General features: G+C 40.2%; 13 protein-coding genes. 9 read left to right on the top strand and 4 right to left on the bottom strand.

The window, feature by feature from the left end:
- The first annotated feature begins 426 nt into the window (after positions 1-426).
- Positions 427-2,577, top strand: coding sequence for a bifunctional 2',3'-cyclic-nucleotide 2'-phosphodiesterase/3'-nucleotidase (locus AN944_RS15555; protein WP_055025561.1), 2,151 nt, complete (start codon positions 427-429; stop codon positions 2,575-2,577).
- Between the two features lie 255 nt (positions 2,578-2,832).
- Positions 2,833-3,132, top strand: coding sequence for a DUF3144 domain-containing protein (locus AN944_RS15550; protein WP_055025560.1), 300 nt, complete (start codon positions 2,833-2,835; stop codon positions 3,130-3,132).
- 77 nt (positions 3,133-3,209) lie between these two features.
- Here AN944_RS15550 and AN944_RS15545 read toward each other — a convergent pair whose 3' ends face one another.
- The 3 genes from AN944_RS15545 to AN944_RS15535 form a co-directional block, all read right to left on the bottom strand.
- Positions 3,210-6,323 carry a DUF3857 domain-containing protein gene (locus AN944_RS15545; protein WP_055025559.1) on the bottom strand — a complete coding sequence of 1,038 codons (3,114 nt, stop codon included), beginning with the start codon at positions 6,321-6,323 and terminating at the stop codon, positions 3,210-3,212.
- 393 nt (positions 6,324-6,716) lie between these two features.
- Entirely contained in the window at positions 6,717-7,931 is a 1,215-nt protein-coding gene (locus AN944_RS15540; protein WP_055025558.1) for a hypothetical protein, read from the bottom strand.
- Positions 7,932-8,007: 76 nt separating this feature from the next.
- Entirely contained in the window at positions 8,008-9,231 is a 1,224-nt protein-coding gene (locus AN944_RS15535) for a family 16 glycosylhydrolase (protein WP_055025557.1), read from the bottom strand.
- A gap of 685 nt (positions 9,232-9,916) precedes the next feature.
- On the opposite strand from AN944_RS15535, the gene AN944_RS15525 reads away from it, so the two are divergent.
- From AN944_RS15525 to AN944_RS15510, 5 genes are read left to right on the top strand one after another with little or no spacing between them, the layout of a single operon-like run.
- Positions 9,917-10,960, top strand: coding sequence for a hypothetical protein (locus AN944_RS15525; RefSeq protein ID WP_055025555.1), 1,044 nt, complete (start codon positions 9,917-9,919; stop codon positions 10,958-10,960).
- On the top strand, positions 10,950-13,511 hold the full coding sequence (locus AN944_RS15520; RefSeq protein WP_055025554.1) for a hypothetical protein: 2,562 nt from the start codon (positions 10,950-10,952) through the stop codon (positions 13,509-13,511). Before AN944_RS15525 ends, AN944_RS15520 begins: the two co-directional genes overlap by 11 nt.
- The gene (locus tag AN944_RS21985; protein ID WP_268788280.1) at positions 13,508-13,636 is read left to right on the top strand and encodes a hypothetical protein; all 129 of its coding nucleotides are present in this window, start codon (positions 13,508-13,510) and stop codon (positions 13,634-13,636) included. The genes AN944_RS15520 and AN944_RS21985 overlap by 4 nt, the downstream gene beginning before the upstream one ends.
- A complete protein-coding gene (locus tag AN944_RS15515; RefSeq protein WP_055025553.1) occupies positions 13,629-13,820 on the top strand; it encodes a hypothetical protein in 192 nt (63 codons plus the stop codon). The genes AN944_RS21985 and AN944_RS15515 overlap by 8 nt, the downstream gene beginning before the upstream one ends.
- Before the next feature lie 4 nt (positions 13,821-13,824).
- Complete coding sequence (locus tag AN944_RS15510; protein ID WP_055025552.1) at positions 13,825-14,130, top strand: hypothetical protein; 306 nt, start codon at positions 13,825-13,827, stop codon at positions 14,128-14,130.
- Positions 14,131-14,200: 70 nt separating this feature from the next.
- Here the strand turns inward: AN944_RS15510 and AN944_RS15505 are convergent, their stop codons facing one another.
- The gene (locus AN944_RS15505; RefSeq protein WP_055025551.1) at positions 14,201-15,145 is read right to left on the bottom strand and encodes a LysR family transcriptional regulator; all 945 of its coding nucleotides are present in this window, start codon (positions 15,143-15,145) and stop codon (positions 14,201-14,203) included.
- Between the two features lie 229 nt (positions 15,146-15,374).
- Between AN944_RS15505 and AN944_RS15500 the strand changes: the two genes are divergently transcribed.
- Positions 15,375-16,457, top strand: a complete 1,083-nt coding sequence (locus AN944_RS15500) for an efflux RND transporter periplasmic adaptor subunit (protein WP_055025550.1) — start codon at positions 15,375-15,377, stop codon at positions 16,455-16,457.
- Positions 16,458-16,460: 3 nt separating this feature from the next.
- Positions 16,461-19,547 carry an efflux RND transporter permease subunit gene (locus AN944_RS15495; RefSeq protein WP_055025549.1) on the top strand — a complete coding sequence of 1,029 codons (3,087 nt, stop codon included), beginning with the start codon at positions 16,461-16,463 and terminating at the stop codon, positions 19,545-19,547.
- The last annotated feature ends 68 nt before the right edge of the window (positions 19,548-19,615 follow it).

The raw sequence follows: 19,615 nt of genomic DNA, 5'->3' as shown, positions 1-19,615 counted from the left end.
GGATTATTGGTGAGCTATATTATTGTTAATCGGCAGTGATTAATATTTTTATCCAGTTTGATAAGCCATTGGGGTCTTTGTGCGCGATGTATGAGTTCTTCCATCTAAAAACGCATTTGTTTTTCAAATTTAATACCCATGTCATAAACCTTCCATGCTGATTATCTTGTTTTCCATTCAAACTGTAATTTTATTATTTAATTTACTTTCTGTTTTTCTATTGTGGTGTATTCCGATTTGTTAATTTGTTTCGGTGTATCATTTATTCTTCACTTTACTTAGATATTAATTTTATTTAATTTGTCGCCGTCTTTAATGACCGTGACTAATAAATACTTTACGGCTTATGTTCAGTTAATGTGATTAATAGAAACATGGCGGTAATGGTTCAAATGAAAGAAATACTTTAATTCCTTTGGAGTGAACATGAAATTTAATGCTAAGAAACTGCTTCTTGTTTCAAGTGTTGCAGCTGCACTAGCGGGTTGTAATTCATCTGATAACGATAAACCAGAAACCCCGCCTGAAAATACGATCGTTTCAATGGATATCCGTCTTATGGAGACAACAGATATCCATACTAACGTTATGCCATACAACTACTTTGAAAGTGCTGAACACAATGAAGCTAACCTACCAGAGTGGGGCTTAGCACGTACTTCTTTAGTGATTGCAGAAACTCGTAAAGAAGTCGCTAATAGCATGTTGTTTGACAATGGTGACTTGATTCAAGGTAGTCCAATGGGCGACTACATGGCAGCACTTGGCGCAGAGCACTTAAAAGGTGAGAAGCACCCAGTTTACAAAGCGATGAATCATTTAGAATATGATGCTGCTAACTTAGGTAACCATGAATTCAACTATGGTCTAGAGTACTTAGATGAAGCACTTAAAGGTTCAGATTTCCCTTACGTTGGTGCAAACGTGTGGAAAGCTGATGATTCACTAGAAAAAGTGAGCGCAGCTGCTGATGAATGTGAAGTTCGCATTACTGAAGATTTCTACGAAACTGCTGAGCACATGTATGACCCATATGTGATTTTAGATCGTGAATTTACTGCTGCAGATGGTGAGACATACACGGTAAAAGTGGGTGTGATTGGTTTTACTCCACCAGACATCATGGGTTGGGATGCTGCTCACTTAGTGTGTAACGTTGTGGTTTCAGACATCAAGAAAACGGCTGAACATTACGTACCAATCATGAAAGCTGAAGGCGCAGACGTGATTGTTGCTATTCCGCATTCAGGCTTAAACAATAACGATGACGAATTTGCTGAAAATGCATCACTGCATTTAGGTTACGTTGAAGGCATTGATGCCATCATGTTTGGCCACGATCACCGTGACTTCCCTAACTCGACTGGCGAGTATGGTGACATTCCAAATGTTGATGCAGAGAAAGGGTTAATCAACGGTATTCCAGCAGTGATGCCTGGTTACTGGGGTGCTAAGTTAGGTGTGATTGATTTACGACTTTTCTCTAAAGATAAAGGTGAAACTTGGGCGGTTGACCATAGTTTCTCGACTGCAGAACTTCGCTCATTAGTTGAAGGCTCTGACGGTGCTATCGAAGATTTAGTTGAAACTGAGCATGAAGGCACAGTGGAATACATGGCTGACTCAATTGCTGATATCGACGTCAACATGAACAGCTTCTTCCCGCAAGTGGTACCTGATTTATCTATTCAAGTCGTTAATGAAGCGCAACTTCACCAGTTAAATAAATGGAAAGCAGAAGGCGAGTTCGCTGATGCTTCAGAAGATGCGATTTTCTTATCTGTATCTGCGCCATTCAAGTCTGGTCGTAATGGTGGTACTGATTACACCAACATTCAAGAAGGTGAGTTAACTAACGCATCTGTTGCTGATATCTATGTATTTGATAACAACACGCCAGCAGTATTGAAAATGACTGGTACCGACATGAAGCGTTGGATTGAGTGGGTTAACTCAAATGCATACCGCAGCTTACCGTTATCAGCGGGTGAAACTTTCTTAGTAGAAGAGTTCCCTGGTTATAACTTCGATGCGTTCTACGGTGGCTTCAATGCTGATGGCGAAGGGCTACTTAAGTACACTGTGAATGTTGAAAACGAATCAAGATTCACTGACATCAATGGTCACCAGTACACTGAAACTGAAAATGAGCAGCTAACGAGCCTGACTTACAATGGTGTTGAAATTGCTGACAATGCTGAAATCTATGTGATTACCAACAACTACCGTGCGTCTAACTCAAGTATGCCTGGTGTTGATAACGCTGTGATGGTTAAAGAAGAGTTCGCATTTAACAACCGTGAATTAGTTCAGTTCTACTTAGCAGATCGTTTAGAGATGCAAGAAGGCACAACACTTGAATTCCCGAATGCTAAAGTGTTCCAACTTGAAGCGCCAAACACAACTAGCGTTTCATTTGCTTCGGCTAAGCTTGACGAAGGCTTACGCTGTGCAACAAATGAAATCACAGGCCTGTCTACTGAAGGTGAAGATGGCACTAAAGAAGGCACTGAAGGCTTCACTATCTACAACTTCAACTTTGACTACAGCGGCGAGTTCAACTGTAAAGCTAAGTAAGATGCTTGATAGATAGACCACATATTTTAAGTAATATGTCGCCCTACTTAATACTTGTAATCAAGTCATAAGTAGGGCTTTTTTATGCCTGTTTGAACGTGCAGATTGACTAAGCTGACACGGCTCACAGATATGACATATCAGTCACCTAGAATGTGAACAATCTTACGGTTTATCGCCTTAAAAGCACGTACGTTAATAGGTATTACTATTCAGCCATGTCCGTTTGGCTGCTTTTATTTCAAGGGTCTTATAATGTTTGAAACAAATCCAGATAAAGCGTTTTTCGAGCGTGCTAATCAATTCATTAATGTTGCTAACGAGAATAATCAAGATCCTCAGGTGAAAACGGGAGAGATCAGTGCTTCTTTCATGTACTCACTTGCTCGTTATAACGCTTGGTTTGCATCGACAAGCTTTGATAATGCAGAGCAAATGAAGCAGAAAAAAGCAGAAATGGTTGCATACTACGTTGAAGAATATCGCAAGCTGCTAGAAGGTAATATGGAAGATTACATCACTAACTTTGACGAGTACCGTAAAACTCAAAAGTAAGCTTCAAAATGTATAACAGCATAAAAAAGCCACTTCTCAGTGGCTTTTTATGTATCTCTATAAAACGGACTCAGCTTTTATTTTGGTGTGTTCGGCAACTGAATCAGTTTTTTAGGCGTTTTACTTGCATTCCATTGTTGCAATAACTTGTCTACAAAAACTTTATCTTGGGCTGAAGAAGCAGTGACAAGTAAGAAAAATTCATCTTTATTCTCTAAGAAAATGTTTATTTGTGTTTCTTCAGTTTCTGAGTCGCTATATTCAACAGTTATGTTTTCAACTGAGGTAAATGCTGCAGAAATTTTGTGTAATTCATCATTTTCTGTCCAGTACGAAAATACGTTGTCTTGAGTGAAGCCATTGCCAGCTTCTTGCAGGCTAAAAAAGGATTCACTGTAAAAATAAATTGGGCTGGATCCTGCTTGAATCATCTCATTATCTTGCATAAAACTAATATCATGTTGCCAGAGGTTTTTACCGTTGATAACGTCGTTTTTAGCAATTAAGTTGACCTCTTGAGCTAGTATCAAGGCGAGCAATGGAATCGCGCAAATCATGAATACCCAATTTCGAATATAGAGTGTTGAATTTGCAATGTACGCTTCAGAGTCACGTCCGTTTACTTTGTTTGCATATAGAACTAAGGGTAAAAATAGCGCAATAGGGATAATGTAACTTACAACACTTACACTTATATTGTTATTTACTATGTTGTAGCAGATTAAAGCAATGAAACTTAACCCTGCAGCCCAAGTGGGTATCAGCCAATTACGCTTGTTTCGTTGTTCGCTGTCTACTTCCATCCACATGAATAAAGCATAGAACCATAAGGGATTGAAAAACGCTCTTGCAATAGGCCAAATATCAGATCGATGTGTTGCTTTAATGAATTGCCAGTTTTTGTAGCTCCAATATGGTAGGTATAAAGAAAAAGAAAAAAGACCTAACAGAATGAATTTTTTGAATGAAATTGGATAAAAAGTAGCAGTGGTTTGATGTTTCGTTTCATCTAATAGGCTGACGATAGTAAAAAACACACCAATACCGAAACAAATTATCGCCACAATCCAATATGTTAACCCTCCAAGCTCGTCAATGAATACTTGTAGAGTTGAAGGTGTAGGAGTTGATGGGTTGTCAAAGTCAACAATCCCATACGAGTCAATGCCAGTAACATTAGCTAAAGCATTGGAATACTCTTGAATATCTGAGGGTTTAACGTGATCAACTTTTGATTGATAAGAATAGTTTAGTGTGAGTAAGTTGCTTTCTTTATCAAAAGTTAGCTTGAAAATGGTACTAAAAAAACGGTTATCTTCTTTGATGAGTTCTGGGTCAAAATCCCAATTTTGAGGACGAAGTTTGGCAGTAATAACGCCTTGTATTGTTAGAGGGTGGGCTAAAGCTATTTCACGTACACCAAAGCCTTCAGGCATACTAAGGTAAGGAGCGATCTGGCTTTCGTAAAAATAGATTTTATATCCTTCATCACCGTCCTGAGTCCAGGCAGAGGTTAAACGATAGTTCTCCTCAATGGAGAGATTGCCTTGTTGAGGGTTAAAGTCAACTTTTAAAGGTTCAGCAATTTCAATGCCATTGAAGATTGAATTGTAGTAACTTGCATAGGTTTCAGATAATTCTGTAACACTATTATTTTCAATCCTAGCACGGAGCTGACGTGCTTTTTGACCCGTTAAAGTAACAACAGAATTAAAAGTAGAATTACCTTTCACCCCCTCACTTAAGTCGTAGTGCTCTTTAAAGTCAATTTTGCTACCACTATTGCTATTGGCTAGTGATTCTAATGCTTTGTTGCCATTTTTTATTACTAGTCCAAATCCATAATCTGGCTGATAAAGTTCGTCGAGATTGACGTCTTGATAAAGTAACGTTGGGTCAAGCCAATAAGTTTTTTCATCTAACTCAGCTTTGACAATCGCATGGTTAAAAGTTTGTGGTGAAGGTAAATATTTATTTAATATTTTACCATTTTCAGAATTTACTAGTGTTGCTGAAGCTGTAATATTGAGTTTTCTTAACAGCGCTAAAAGTAAGACTGTTTTATCTTTGCAATCTCCGTATCTTTTTAGCAAGGTCTCGCTCGCTTTTGCAGGGAAATGGCTATTACTACCCATCTCTAATCCCATATAACGGATATCCTGCTGTACAAAATTGAGTGCCAAAACTAGCTGTTCTTTAGGGACACTAGACTGCTTTTTAATTTGCTGCACTTGGCGAGTAATTAAATCACTGTCATCAACTTGTTTCTCAAATAATGGTAGTGCCCAGTTAATAACTGATGCCCAGCTTGGCAAACTACTAACTTCTACGTATTCGTAAGGGCTGTACCAGATTGCAGCATCTGAGCTAATACTGAGTGGGGCGTTATCTTGAAGTAACAATTGATAGTCAGTTTCTTTCCCTAGTTTAGTGGTTTTGAACTGACGTTCGCTATTATGAAATTTGACATTGAGTGGTGTAGACCTTCCCCATATAACTCGAAGGAATTGCTTGTGTATAGGCACGCTCCATTGCAGCGAACGATTATAGGAAAAGTGATTGTTATAGACTGGATTAGCACCTTCGCGCGTATAACTATACTCTATAGTATCTCCTACCCGGACGTCGTTTATTAACCAAAATGCGGTTAAGGTTCCATCATAGATTAAGTCGGTTGCTGAATCTCTTTTATCTAATGAAAATTGGCTCTCAAGGTTTTTATTAATGCGCTCGCCATCTCGATGGAGTGTTATGCCATGAAAAGCAATTTTTTCATAAGTTGGATCAAAGTCGATAGAGATTTGAGATACATACTCTAGCCCTTTGGCTGTAACAGCTTTGGTGACATACCGGCTAAATTTTAACGTATCGCTATCTGAAACCTTGATCTGATTGTCGAGAATGACGTGATATACCCCATCGGATAATTCTGTTGAATCTGGTTCAGGAGGGGAGTCATTATCAATGGTTTGAACCCATTTAGGTTGAGTTGTAAGCACAACTCCTTTTTCAGCAAAACTATTTTTGTACCAAGTTTTATCTAAATTATGCCGTGTTAAATTTGCCTTTATTTCTTGTTCTTGGGCATTAATAGAGAAAGTTGGAAGAGTAATGGTCGTAATAACAAAAATAAAAGCAAACAGTTTCTGAATTAAGAGTACAAATATAAATTGTGTCGAACACCAAGACATTAAGCTAATCCTTTTGCTTATAAAATAGAGTGCTAAGCGATATTTAAATCAATGAGAAATTTAGAATTATTGTGGGCGCTTCATTTTTTGAAGCAAGATGATGTTAATACAGTTTGGTGTAATTGTTAAATAGAAATAAGGTCTTTAGCCATTCTTTAAATTTTAAAGTGACATCAACAATAATGAAAACAGCTTACATTCTTTAGCTTAAGTGAAATGATACTGGAGTAGATAGTTATAACTTTGACAAGTACCGTAAAACTCAAAAGTAGTGATTAACGCCATTCGTAGTTTAGTCATTAACCACACTCAATGTTATTGAGCGTGGTTTTTTATCGCCGGTTATAACATAAATGCATTTGCTAATGTGCTTTGCCTGTCACTCAGTCCTTGTCAGCGAGTTGGTTGATGGTTTGATCGTTCAATAGCCTGATTAACCTGTGCAATAAGTTGCTGTTTTTCAAGTTCAGTTAGCTTCATTGTCGTTCGCACACGTTGGCTTGCATAACTCGGATCGATTCGATACCAGTGGGTTAACACCCTAAGCAGTAAAGCTGACTTTAATGGGTGATTGACCATATTTGTGGCAAGTTCAAAACTGACTTCAGGCTGTTGGCTCACACCAAAGTAGTCAATATAACTGCGGATAGCCTCATTTTTTAATCCACCGTCCAAGGTATTAATCCACTCAATAGCATTGGCTGCATCAGAAATGGGCCAATGTGTCAGTAAGCTATAAACCAGCTTGGTTTGCAGCACTTCTGGATATTGATGAATGGCGTCTATGCTCGCTTGGTGCTGCTGTTTACTCAGCTGATTGGCAATCGATATCATGGCATTTTGGCTAACGGTTTCAGTTATTTGGCTGTTGTCGGAGAGGTATTGCATTACCTCAAGGGGAGCCAGTTGTGACCAAGCATTGAGTAATGATTGAGTTGCCTGTTGTTTTGATAAGTCGTCATGGATGCTATCAACCCAAAGTAGAGCTGCTTCAACATCTTTATGGGTAAGGTGATTAATATAATGAGCAATAATACTTGGCATCACATCAAAAGCGGGCAAGCTGAGGATCATTTCGCCTGCGCCTAGCTCATCTTCTTGCATATAACGCTGCAACACCGGAGAGTAGTATTCACCGAGTTCGTTGGTAATTGGTTGCTGTTGCAGCCAGTGTAAAACGGCGTGAATGTCGTGATTACTCCACTGTTGCAGTAGATTTTTGATAATTGGTGCACGTTGTTCAAATGAGGTAATTTGGTTTGCTTGCTCAAGCCTAGCGATAAAATTGCTTGTATGTTGGTTTGTGCTGGCTTGTTCACTTGCTCGTTCAGCTTGTGCCAACAAGCGGTTATTTGCAGTCGCTACAGGTTTATAGGATTGTAATACGCCTGTTTTTGGCTCATCTAGTCGCAATTCATGGAAGCCTTTTGGCTGTTGCTGTTGTAGTAAAAGGCGACCGAACAAGCTCAGAGCCGTCGCCATTAGAGCCAAGATGATGATGTTGTGAGTGGTTATGTTTATCGTCACTTTGTCACCTTTTTTAGTTATCACCATAAAACCTTCATCGTCATTGAAGGGGGCGCCAATAAACAAGCTTATTGACTGCATACATAGACTGATCGAGTTTATGTAACAATAAGCTTGTAACGGTTTGGATAGGTGAGTTTAATGCAATATTAGTCGGTTAATTAACCGTAATATTGACCGTATCTACCTTACCCTTATTTTTGGTTTTTACTGTAATGACAGCATTACCCCGTTTACGCGCGGTAACAACGCCATTTGAGTTAACCACGGCAACAGTGGCATTACTTGATGAATATGTGACTTTTTTATTGGTGGCGCATTGCGGCAATACCGTAGTATTCAGGCTAACAGTTTGGTTTTTAGCAAGCACCTTAGAAGCAGGTGTGACTGTCACCCCTGTTACCGGAACCCAAGTAGTAGGGCAGTCATTGCCATTACCAGGATCTGTCGGATCGGTTGGGTCAGTAGGATCGGTTGGCCCAGTGCCACCGTTGGTTTTAAACCATGTTCTAACGTAGTCAACTTCCATTGAGGTTGGGTAACCGGCAGATGGTCGTTGATCTGATGGATAGAACTGGTTACATCTAAATTCAGTTAATGGGGCACGTAATCCCTGTGACAGCGTTAAGTTCATCTGACGATGCCAATATTTATTTTCCTTAGTGGCGATTTCTTTACCATCGACATACCAAGTGATGCTGTCTTTAGTGACGTTTACACCATAGGTATGAAAGTCGTTGCGAGGATCATAAGGCAGAATTATTTGATTGTGATTAAATGGCACTTTTAACGGGCGTTGCCAAGTGGGCTCACCATTAATGACTACAATGTTGTGTAGGTCATGATCTGATTTTCTAACTTCATTTTTTTGCGTTAACTCAACCACATCAATTTCGCTGTATTGCACATCGCCGTCTTCAGTCAGGGTGCGATCAATCGTGCTATACATCCAAAATGCAGGTGATACTCCAGGGTAAGTACTTGCGCCTTTAATTCTTGCTTCGTAATAACCGTAATTACCCGTTGCACGTGATTTAGCTATGCCTGAGGTGTAGTACAAAGGGTAGTTTGGCACTTGTTTTTTATTACAACCATCCCAGAAAGTACGGGTGTGATTTTCACGTCGAGTGGTTAGAGTCAGCTTGCCGCCAGAAACAACAGCATTACTGTCGCGCCAAGACCAAACACCAAAGTTTTCAGGCTGAAAGTTCCATTTTGCAGAGTCTTTATTATTAAATTCATCAGAACGCTTGGCTTGTAATACCCAAGTTTCACCAGGTTTAGCAATAGGTGGTGCGCTAGGCGCTGCGGCAAAGCTATGTAGAGAGAAAAGACTGGCAATACTGCATGTGAGTACCGTTAACTTTCTAAGTTTGTTCATAAATAGTCCATTTATTTACTAGGGGAAAATAATGTCAGCTCTTACATTTTCGGGCTATAAGGGCTTATTTTTTATAAGAGGAAACAGTCAACGTCAGGCTGCTTTCTTCTCTGTATCAATTGAGGCAGGGCTAACTGACAACAGTGCAAATAAATGGGTCATCGATTTGGCGACCTATGTTTACAAACAGATATACAAGCAAATTGATATAATTAGTGTAAACATATGATGTATGCGATCGCAATAGTGCATTGAGCTATTTTCGTACAAAGCGATCATAGCTGGGGGGATGAGTACATATTTTGATGGTCATTAACATTAGCAACTTGTGAATTAAGGTTTTGAATTATCGATTAAAAACCAAACTGCATGATGCAAGATAAACAGAAGCCATTAGTTGGAGAGTCGATCTTAAAAATTTAAGTTTATTGCGAATGACACCACTGGAGATATCACAGCTTGGGTGGCGGAATTGCAGAAATACCTTAAAGGTGACCTGAGTGATAAAGGATAAAGTCAGTTGGAGCACTTCAATATTACTGTTTGAAAAATAGGCAGAAATGACAGTAAACGTTACAAAAAGCGACTTTAGATCACTTATTGAACCAATAAGGTTCCACTTTCGTTGCATTTGTTAATTTTCTGCTTTACTTTCGGTTCGCAATGATAAAGAAGAGGGATTTTTGTGTCGTTATTGAGAAATGTCTGTATTGGTTTACTGGTAGCGCTTATGTTTACCGGATGTGCAGTGGATAAAAGACCAGATAGCTATAAACCTGCTATCAATATCAGCCCATCTATCGCAGCCCACGCAAGTTTACTTTCAAAAGATCAAGCCTTACAACATGCATTAGAACGTCGTAATCTGGTCATCAGTCGCACTGGTGAAGTATTGCCGTTAAATCAAAATGTGTGTCAATCTGCGCTTTATTATCAAATTAGCGATAGACCGTTGCCGAGTTATATTGGTCAGCATCAAGATTTACTTAGTGGCTTTGTTTTAAAAGTCATTTATAGCGATGAACAGTGGAAAGTCGTTAATCCCGAGCGTGAATTGATGCCACTTAACGATTTTTATGAAGACTTTTCTGCTACATTCTCAGCACAAGACCAGTTAATATTTCAGCCATCTGCTAACACAACAAACGCCCAATTGAAGCAGCTTATGCAAGTTGTGAGTCAGGTGTTTGAACAACATGCCAATTCATTTATTGTGTCTGCGAGTCAGGCTGCGTCGGTTAAGACCGCAGGGTTTCAGGCCATCACCACCAAAGCAAATAGCCAGCAAAGATTTATTCGTTCGTCATCTCACGGGGTCACCCAAATACAAGTAAACGATAGCTTTGGTGATAGTGAAACCTTAGCCATTATTTTCGAGTCGGATCCATTAACTGCGTGCATGAAAACCAATACTAATTTGGTTAATGATCCAGTAAACGATGAGCTAAAACCACCATTAAAAATCGACCAACAACTACTGGTAGCAACATTGCCTAAAGATGCTGACTTTAATCAGTTAGCTGAGCAAGAAGCGCTATTTAGCGAAGGGGTTTATCTCAACATATGGGGTGATAAAAAGCCTTATGGCGATAACAACAAGTTAATTGCCGATCGATGCATTAAGCCAGAAAGTCACTTACTTGCAGAGTGCAGTAGCAGAATTGGCGACGGTAACACTAAAACCGTAAATGGAAGAGCAATTTTAAGGCGCGTAAATAATGAAAAGTAAACTTTTTGAGCACTTCATTATTGTGTTCATACTGGCTTTGTTCAGTGTGTATGTTTGTTTAGAGTTATCGCTCAATGTGCTATTGATTGACTTATATGCTCAGCCTATTCAACAGGTTTTTGGTGAATTTAGTCTAAACGCCGAGCGGCTCGAACTTTTTGGTCGAGTCTTGTCTGGTTTTGGTTTGGCTTTATGTATCACAACGTTTTTCGTTAACAGTAAACGAGTTAAAACGCTCTTGCCTTCATTGGCTGATAAAGACGATAAATATGTTAATAAGCAGCTAAATTGGAAAATTAGGCCGCTAGTATTACTGGTTGCTTGGGCGCTTATCATTCCTTCGCTTCGCGTGGCAGTCGATACCGCGGTTAACATTACCAGTAATGAAGGTAAGCTAGGTGCCGTAAGAGCTATTGTTTATAAAGAAGCTTACTTGGCTGAAGTGGTCAGTATTGAAGGATTTCCAGAGTTAGATAACATTGCCAGTGACCCAAATCGAAAGCAATTGATGGTCGCAATGATCCCGTCTTTAGCTTACTTATCAACGGGCTTTAATAGCCTGATTGGCAGTAATTTAGAAAGCATGGCCAATCAGTTTTTGTTAAGCCGCCAAGAAGATGTGTTTATAGCAGAAGCGTTACCGCGTATTCGTCAGTTTGATCGCGTTTATGAGCAAGAGTTTTCGCAATATAAGCAAGCCAGTAAAGAGTATGTCACTGCATTTAAAAGAGAAAATAATTATGCATTGATTGAAGCTGAGCGTGTTGCGTTACTAAAGCAAGCTAATACTAATATCAGTGACCACTGGAAAGAATACTCTGAAGCCTTGCTTACTGCAGGTGAGTTTAGAGAAAGCTATGCCACTGATGATGAAAGTGTGCTTCGTAAAGAATTTAGTGAATTTAAAAGAAGATACTGGGACTCAGATTGTAAAAGAGATTGCCGAGATAGAAATAGACAACTCTTTGCAGATTACATCAACAACCTCAAATTTGAAGATGGAGAACCGTTCGGTATTTACTTAGCACCTGATGAGATCAACGCTTCTAAAGTGTTTAAGTCTAAATATAATTTACTGGGAATGTTTGATAGAGGGCGAGTGAACTACTTACACCGCCATTATGGCATTCCAGAAGACATGGAGTATGAGCAGTACCTTAGCTCAACAATCGCGACCCAAATAGCGATTAGTACATTTAAAAGTGGGATCGTTAACGTCAGTAATGATTGGACATTTGATGATCATCAACAACTGCGAAATGCGATTGAAGCTAAATATAAAGGCCGAGCCAAAGCTATTTGGAATGAATATCTTGCGTCATCTCAATTTAAGCTACCAAAGCCAAGGCTTGACCGGGTAGCATTTGCTCGTTCTGATGTTGTTAAGCAGTTTGCAAGTGATAGCTTAGGGCCATTTTATTTGTCGAGCTTTACACCAGGCATTTCTGAACAAAATTACAAGAAAAAATGGCTGGATCAACAAGACAATATTTCGTTCATTAAAATGGTCACATCGACGGCTGCCACAGCCGCATTTTCGCCTGGCGGCAGTATGCATAAACTGGGTAAAGATGCGGTCACCTTAGCGGTTATTCCTCCCTTTAGTATTGTCGCCAGCTTGTTTGCGATTGGCGGGTTATTTTTAAAAATTGGCCTTTACCTATATCCACGCCATAAAGGGTATTTATCTGTCGCGATTGTAGGCGGTGTCATGGCCTTTGCATTACCGGTTGGTGCTAGCCTGAACAGCAAAAGTGCTTACAACCAAATGATGGCAAACTTTGCTGATACATACAGTACAGAGTCATTGCTTGACCAAGGCTTTACTATGGGCTTTGGTTACGTGATGGATATTGAGAATGGTATCCACAGTACCTATCGCCGTTTAGCTGTTATTGATGTTGTTGCTGAGCTGCTATATGCCAATACAGACACTCAGGATGCAGCTACTGGTGAGATTATTTCAAGGGAAAATCCATTTAGAATTTACGATGACTTTGCTCATAAACAACTGCAATTTATCCCTAAGTTACTAGGGTTTCAAGAGGTTGTCTTGCCATTTGACACGAATATTACTGTACTGAAGCAAGACCTCAATGTGGGGGCTTACATGGGTGTCAGGTTAGCGGACAATAAAGTGAAATCAGTCAGCATGCCAAACTTTTTAGAGCATACGAATATCGGTGTGCTTGCAGAGCAAAAGTACTTCTATAAACCTAAGGTTAGCGAGCTAGCCACTAACTTTATTTCTAATTATGACGACCCGATTTATTGGTTTAATTTAAGCCAAGGCTCGGTTGGGAAGAAGTCAGTTATTGATAAGCTTGAAACCAATATGGTCCGCTATTTAAATAATAATGAAGAGACCTTAGCTTTACTTAATAGCTTAAAGAGTAAAGGCCATAATAACCTTATTTTGTTAGAGCTTGAGAACAGTAAGCGCTACCGCTGCTTTATGTTAAAAAGCCTTGATGCTGCGGCCATTAGTCAATCAATCAGCCTGAATACCTTTGATTACCAAGAGCTGCCAAAATGTAAGGCGACAATATGAGGCAAGTAATAATTATCACTGTTAACGATGCCAGTAACCAGCAAGTTGTTGGTGTTGAAACGCTTTGTTTTTATCGAATGAAAGACAGGGCAAGGAAAGTATACGAGATGAAAAATAATGACTAACGCACTCTCATGGATTGTAGAGCTAGTTGTCGGATGGCTAGCTGAAAACATATCAACCTTACTTGTAGCCTTAATTGTAGTGGGGTGTATTTATTACTTTAATCTACAAGAACAAGCCGCCATTGCAGAGCTTGGTAAACAGGCTGAATTAATAAAACTTAAAATTTCAATGATAACGGAGTAACCCTATGACTGAAACTGCCAAAAAATCCAAGGTTACTTTCACCTTAGACTTCAATTTCTTTAGCTTGCTTACCTTGTTAATTGTGTTGTTTTTCGCTTATACCGCGCACAAAAAGAACATGGATAATGCCGATAAAATGAATAATTTATTGGTTAAGTATGAACAAACCCTAGATGCAGCAATCGCTGGCGATAAGGTGACGCTTGCCCAATATCAGAAAAATGTTAAAAAAGCAGTGGCGTCGTTGTCACCTAAAGAGAAAAAATTATTGTTGGCTTTACTCGAAATCGACAATAAAAAGCCGCTATAAATGAAATAAGGATGTCAGAAAGGACATCCTTATTTATTTAATATTTCAATATTATAGGTGTTGAATTGGCCTAAATCAGTGGTTTAATCGCACCACGAATCTTAGCTATTTGGTTACAGGTTCCCGTTTGTGAGCAGTTTTCTAGTTCGATGAGCATATGATCAATAAAACGCTGGCTGGCAAGGCTAATATATCGTCTCGATGGGTAGACTAAATAGCACTTTCCTTCATAAGGGGCTGAGTCTTTGAACAGCATTTCTAGTTGACCTGTTTTGACATAATCTTGGCAAAAAGGTAATGGCATCATGGCGATACCAGCTCCAGCTAAAGTGGCTTCTAAGCAAACAGAGAGGTTGTTGACACATAAATTCCCTTTTACTGATAAAACCATGTCTTGGCCGAATGGGACTTCATTAAATATTCGTCCATTTGGGTATCGAAATAAAATTGAATTGTGATCGCTGATTTCTTCAGGGGTTTGCGGCGTTCCAGCTCGGGCAAGGTATTCAGGGCTTGCAAAAAAATGTACTGTCTCGCTCATGATGTGCCTAGCAACCATTTCATTTTCATTAAATGAATCTTCCAACATAAACGCCAAATCAATATTGTTGCGGATCATATCTTGAGGTTCGGCACTGACAATAATTTCAACTGTGATGGAAGGATGCAGATCCATAAAATGTAAAATGCCTTGGGTTATTTGCAATAACTCAGGAATAGGGAAGACAAGAATTCGTAAATGACCACCGACATCGGTTTTCTCATTAGTCAGTTCTGACAAGGTTTCTTCTAATGAAGACATCATTGAAGTGGTTTTATCGTAAAAGTGACTGCCCGATGCTGTTAATGTCATTGAGCGGCTTTGGCGGTGAAAAAGCTTTACCGATAATTCATCTTCTAATGCCTGTAAGCGTCGACTCAAGGTTGATTTTGGTAAGTTCAAAATGTCTGCAGCCTCAACAAGGCTGCCGGTTTCAACGATTCTATGGAACAGCGAAATATCTTCAGTTTTCATCTAGATGACTCTTTAAATTGTATTTGACTTATCCATAGCGTTAACAAAGTCCTGACTATCTATTATCAGTTTGCACACACAATTCTGTATATAGCAAGTAAATGTAGTTTCATTTAATGGAACCTATAGTTCCAGATCATTCCATTTTATTCAACCATAATCACTGGTATCTTTGCGCCTTGTTTACATCAAGGTTACATGACTTTGTTTCGCTATTGGGAATTCGAAAATGAAACACCTCCTACTACCATTTTCACTTTTATTGTTCATTCTGATGACATCGGGTTGTACTGCTGAGTCTATTGAAACGCCTCCACCGACAACTCGGCCAGTGAAATTGCTAACAGTGACAGATGTTAATGCTGGCTCCATTCGCGCTTTTCCAGCAAAAGTCGCTGCGACTAAACAAGCTAACCTTGCTTTTCGAGTCTCAGGTCATTTAGTTGAGTTGTCGTTATTTGAAGGGCAGCAAGTGCGAAAGGGTACTGTGCTTGCACGCCTTGATGATCGAGATGCACGTAACACGTTATTAAACCGCGAAGCCGATCATGAGCTTGCTGCAGCTGACTTCAAGCGCAAAGGTGAGCTATTAAGACGTGAGCTTATTTCTGCCGCTGAGTATGACTTAGCAAAGGCCCAGCTTAAATCAGCTGAAGCGAATCTTGCGAATGCAAAAGATCAATTAAGTTATACCGTTTTGAAAGCGCCATATACAGGCACAATTGCCAAGATTGATATGGACAACTATCAGATGGTACAAGCGAACCAAGCCATTTTAGTGCTGCAAAAAGACAGCAACATTGATGTGGTGATTCAAGTACCTGAATCATTAGCGAGCACGGTAACGCGATTTAATCCTAATTCTAGTTTTGTCCCTCAGGTGCGCTTTGCTAATAATCCTCAAAAAGCATACCCAGTAAAATTGAAAGAACATGCAACGCAAATTACTCAAGGTACTCAAACCTATGAAGTGGTATTTACCTTGCCACGGCCGCAATCTATCACTGTTTTACCTGGTATGAGCGCTGAGGTGAGTATGGATGTGACTGGGACAGAGCCAAGCTCTATCACTGCAATTGTTCCTGCCAATGCAGTGTTTAAGCGTGATGCAGATGGTCAAGATGTTGTTTGGTTATACAGTGACGAAACGGGTACGGTGAATCAGCATATAGTGACTATCGGTAATGTAACGACTCATGGTATTGAAATTATTGATGGTATTAATATTGGCGATCAAGTTGTGGTTGCAGGTGTGCAGTACTTATCTGAAGATCAAGCAGTGAAGCCGTTGCGCTGGCAACGAGGTGTATAAGCGATGAATTTTGCAGAGTTATCAATCACCCGTAAGGTGATCAGCTGGATGTTCGCGCTATTGTTACTCGTTGGCGGTAGTATTTCATTTTTTAGCTTAGGTCAGTTGGAATTTCCTGAGTTTACTCTTAAAAATGCACTAGTGGTGACCAGTTACCCTGGCGCATCGCCTGAACAGGTGGAAGAGGAAGTCACTTTACCGCTTGAAGATGCACTACAACAACTTGATGGCATAAAGCACATAGTTTCAATTAACAGTGCGGGTTTATCGCAAATCGAAATTGAAATTGTAGAGCAGTACGACAAAGACGCACTACCACAAATGTGGGATGAAGTGCGCCGTAAGGTTAATGACACGATCCCTCAGTTACCACCCGGGGTTAATACTCCATCTGTGATTGATGACTTTGGTGATGTTTACGGAATCTTACTCAATATCAGTGGTGACGGTTATAGCAACCGTGAACTGCAAAATTATGCGGACTTTTTACGTCGCGAACTCGTGCTCGTTGATGGCATCAAAAAGGTCACGATTGCAGGTAAAATTAACGAGCAAGTCATTGTTGAGATGTCTCAGCAAAAGCTCAATGCGTTAGGCCTAGATCAAGATTATATCTACAGCTTAATCAATAGTCAGAACGTGGTATCTAATGCTGGGACTATCCGCGTTGGTGATAACCGTATTCGTATTCATCCAACAGGGGAATTTGATAGCGTATCGGAAATGGAGCGCTTATTGGTGAGTGCACCTGGTAGCACTAAATTAGTTTACCTAGGAGATATCGCCAAAATCTACAAAGACACAGAAGAAACCCCAAGCAATATCTATCATGCTAATGGTAAAAACGCATTATCGATTGGTATTTCGTTCTCAAGTGGTGTGAACGTGGTAACGGTTGGCGAAAGTGTCAATGCAAGAATGGTAGAGCTTAACGGCGAACTGCCTATTGGCATGCAGCTAGAAACGGTTTACGACCAAAGTAAGATGGTCGATCAAACAGTAAAAGGCTTTTTAGTCAGCCTTGCTCAATCTATCGCTATTGTGATTGGTGTGCTGTTGGTGTTTATGGGGGTACGCTCTGGCATCCTGATTGGTTTGGTGTTGCTACTGACCATTCTTGGCACCTTTATCGTGATGAAAGTGCTTAATATCGAGCTGCAGTTAATCTCGCTCGGTGCCTTGATCATCGCGCTTGGTATGCTGGTGGATAACGCCATTGTAGTTACTGAGGGGATATTAATTGGCATTAAACGTGGTAAAACCCGTTTAGAAACTGCCAAAGAAGTCGTCACACAAACCCAATGGCCGCTACTGGGCGCCACCATTATTGCCATTATTGCTTTTGCGCCTATTGGTTTATCTGACACTGCTACTGGCGAGTTCTGTGTATCGCTATTCCAAGTGTTGTTAATCTCGCTATTTATTAGCTGGATTACTGCGATGACGCTAACACCTTTCTTTTGCAATATGATGTTCAAAGATGGTGACGCGCCAACTGGAGATGTTGAGGATGACCCATACAAAGGGTGGTTATTTCAGGTTTATCGCACCACATTAAACCTAGCGATACGCTTTAGAGTGCTTACCGTTCTGTTAATTATTGCAGCATTAATCACCTCACTTGCTGGTTTTGGTCACGTGAAAAACGTGTTCTTCCCTGCGTCAAACACGCCAATATTTTATGTTGATGTGTGGATGCCTGAAGGGACTGATATCAAAGCGACTGAGTCTTTCTTACATAAAATTGAAGAGAATCTATTAACTGAGCAAGCTGAAAAAGATGTCGGCATGGTTAACTTGACCACAGTGCTAGGTCAAGGCGCGCAACGTTACGTGCTGCCCTATGTACCAGAAAAAGGCTACAGTGCTTATGGTCAGTTATTGATTGAAATGACCGATTTAACTACCGTAAACAGCTATATGCGTATTCTGGAAAAAGAGCTGAGTGTGCGTTTTCCAGAGGCTGAATATCGCTTTAAATACATGGAAAATGGTCCAAGCCCAGCCGCAAAAATTGAAGCGCGTTTTTATGGCGAAGATCCAAAAGTACTGCGTGAAATCGCGGTTAAAGCTGAAGCGATTTTTAATGCTGAACCAACAGCCGTTGGCGTAAGACATAACTGGCGCAATCAAGTTCAAATGATCCGCCCGCAACTGGCGTTTGCTCAAGCTAGAGAAACCGGTATCAGCAAAACAGACTTAGATAATGCATTACTGACCAACTTCAGTGGTAAGTCAGTGGGTGTGTATCGTGAAAATAGTCACCTGCTACCTATTGTTGCTCGTGCACCCGCGTCAGAACGTTTAGATGCAGAAAGTATTTGGAAACTGCAAGTATGGAGTAGCGAAAGCAATACCTTTGTTCCTGCAACACAAGTGGTTTCAAGTTTTGATACTGAGTGGGAAAACCCAATCATTATGCGTCGTGACCGTAAGCGTGTGTTGTCAGTGCTTGCCGACCCGATTAATGGTACTGATGAAACGGCTGATTCCGTATTCCGTAAATTACGCCCAGCAATAGAAGCCATCGAACTGCCAGCAGGCTATGAGCTTGAATGGGGCGGAGAGTATGAATTATCAACTGAAGCGCAAGTGTCAGTATTTAGCTCATTACCTATGGGTTACTTATTCATGTTTTTGATTACGGTATTACTATTTAACTCAGTCAGGCAGCCATTGGTTATCTGGTTTACTGTACCACTGGCGTTAATTGGTGTGGTATCGGGTCTATTGTTATTTGATGCACCGTTTAGCTTTATGGCGTTACTTGGGTTACTCAGTTTAACTGGGATGATCATTAAAAATGGCATCGTGCTGGTGGACCAAATCAACGTTGAATTAGCTCAAGGCAAAGTCCCTTATCAAGCGGTTGTTGATTCATCAGTGAGCCGTGTTAGGCCAGTGCTTATGGCGGCAATTACCACCATGTTAGGTATGGTGCCGCTGTTAAGTGATGCCTTTTTTGGCTCAATGGCGATTACTATTATCTTTGGTTTGGGCTTTGCGTCGATTTTGACATTGATTGTTTTACCTGTGACATACACCATCGCATTTCGGATCCCTTATCAAGGAAAAACCGTCGCAATCTAATGATTCAGCAAGGGTCACCTTGCACATGAGATGATGAAATAAAGCCTAACTTGTCGAGCAAGTTAGGC

Origin of the sequence: Shewanella sp. P1-14-1 (assembly GCF_001401775.1) — a bacterium.
GTDB lineage: Bacteria > Pseudomonadota > Gammaproteobacteria > Enterobacterales > Shewanellaceae > Shewanella > Shewanella japonica.
This window is presented reverse-complemented; position numbering and strand designations above follow the sequence as displayed.

What these genes read in the sequence shown, in the direction of transcription:
- AN944_RS15555 (WP_055025561.1), top strand. Translation starts at nt 427, where the DNA reads ATGAAATTTAATGCTAAGAAACTGCTTCTTGTTTCAAGTGTTGCAGCT.
- AN944_RS15550 (WP_055025560.1), top strand. Translation starts at nt 2,833, where the DNA reads ATGTTTGAAACAAATCCAGATAAAGCGTTTTTCGAGCGTGCTAATCAA.
- AN944_RS15545 (WP_055025559.1), bottom strand. Translation starts at nt 6,323, where the DNA reads ATGTCTTGGTGTTCGACACAATTTATATTTGTACTCTTAATTCAGAAA.
- AN944_RS15540 (WP_055025558.1), bottom strand. Translation starts at nt 7,931, where the DNA reads ATGCAGTCAATAAGCTTGTTTATTGGCGCCCCCTTCAATGACGATGAA.
- AN944_RS15535 (WP_055025557.1), bottom strand. Translation starts at nt 9,231, where the DNA reads ATGAACAAACTTAGAAAGTTAACGGTACTCACATGCAGTATTGCCAGT.
- AN944_RS15520 (WP_055025554.1), top strand. Translation starts at nt 10,950, where the DNA reads ATGAAAAGTAAACTTTTTGAGCACTTCATTATTGTGTTCATACTGGCT.
- AN944_RS21985 (WP_268788280.1), top strand. Translation starts at nt 13,508, where the DNA reads ATGAGGCAAGTAATAATTATCACTGTTAACGATGCCAGTAACCAGCAA.
- AN944_RS15515 (WP_055025553.1), top strand. Translation starts at nt 13,629, where the DNA reads ATGACTAACGCACTCTCATGGATTGTAGAGCTAGTTGTCGGATGGCTA.
- AN944_RS15510 (WP_055025552.1), top strand. Translation starts at nt 13,825, where the DNA reads ATGACTGAAACTGCCAAAAAATCCAAGGTTACTTTCACCTTAGACTTC.
- AN944_RS15505 (WP_055025551.1), bottom strand. Translation starts at nt 15,145, where the DNA reads ATGAAAACTGAAGATATTTCGCTGTTCCATAGAATCGTTGAAACCGGC.
- AN944_RS15500 (WP_055025550.1), top strand. Translation starts at nt 15,375, where the DNA reads ATGAAACACCTCCTACTACCATTTTCACTTTTATTGTTCATTCTGATG.
- AN944_RS15495 (WP_055025549.1), top strand. Translation starts at nt 16,461, where the DNA reads ATGAATTTTGCAGAGTTATCAATCACCCGTAAGGTGATCAGCTGGATG.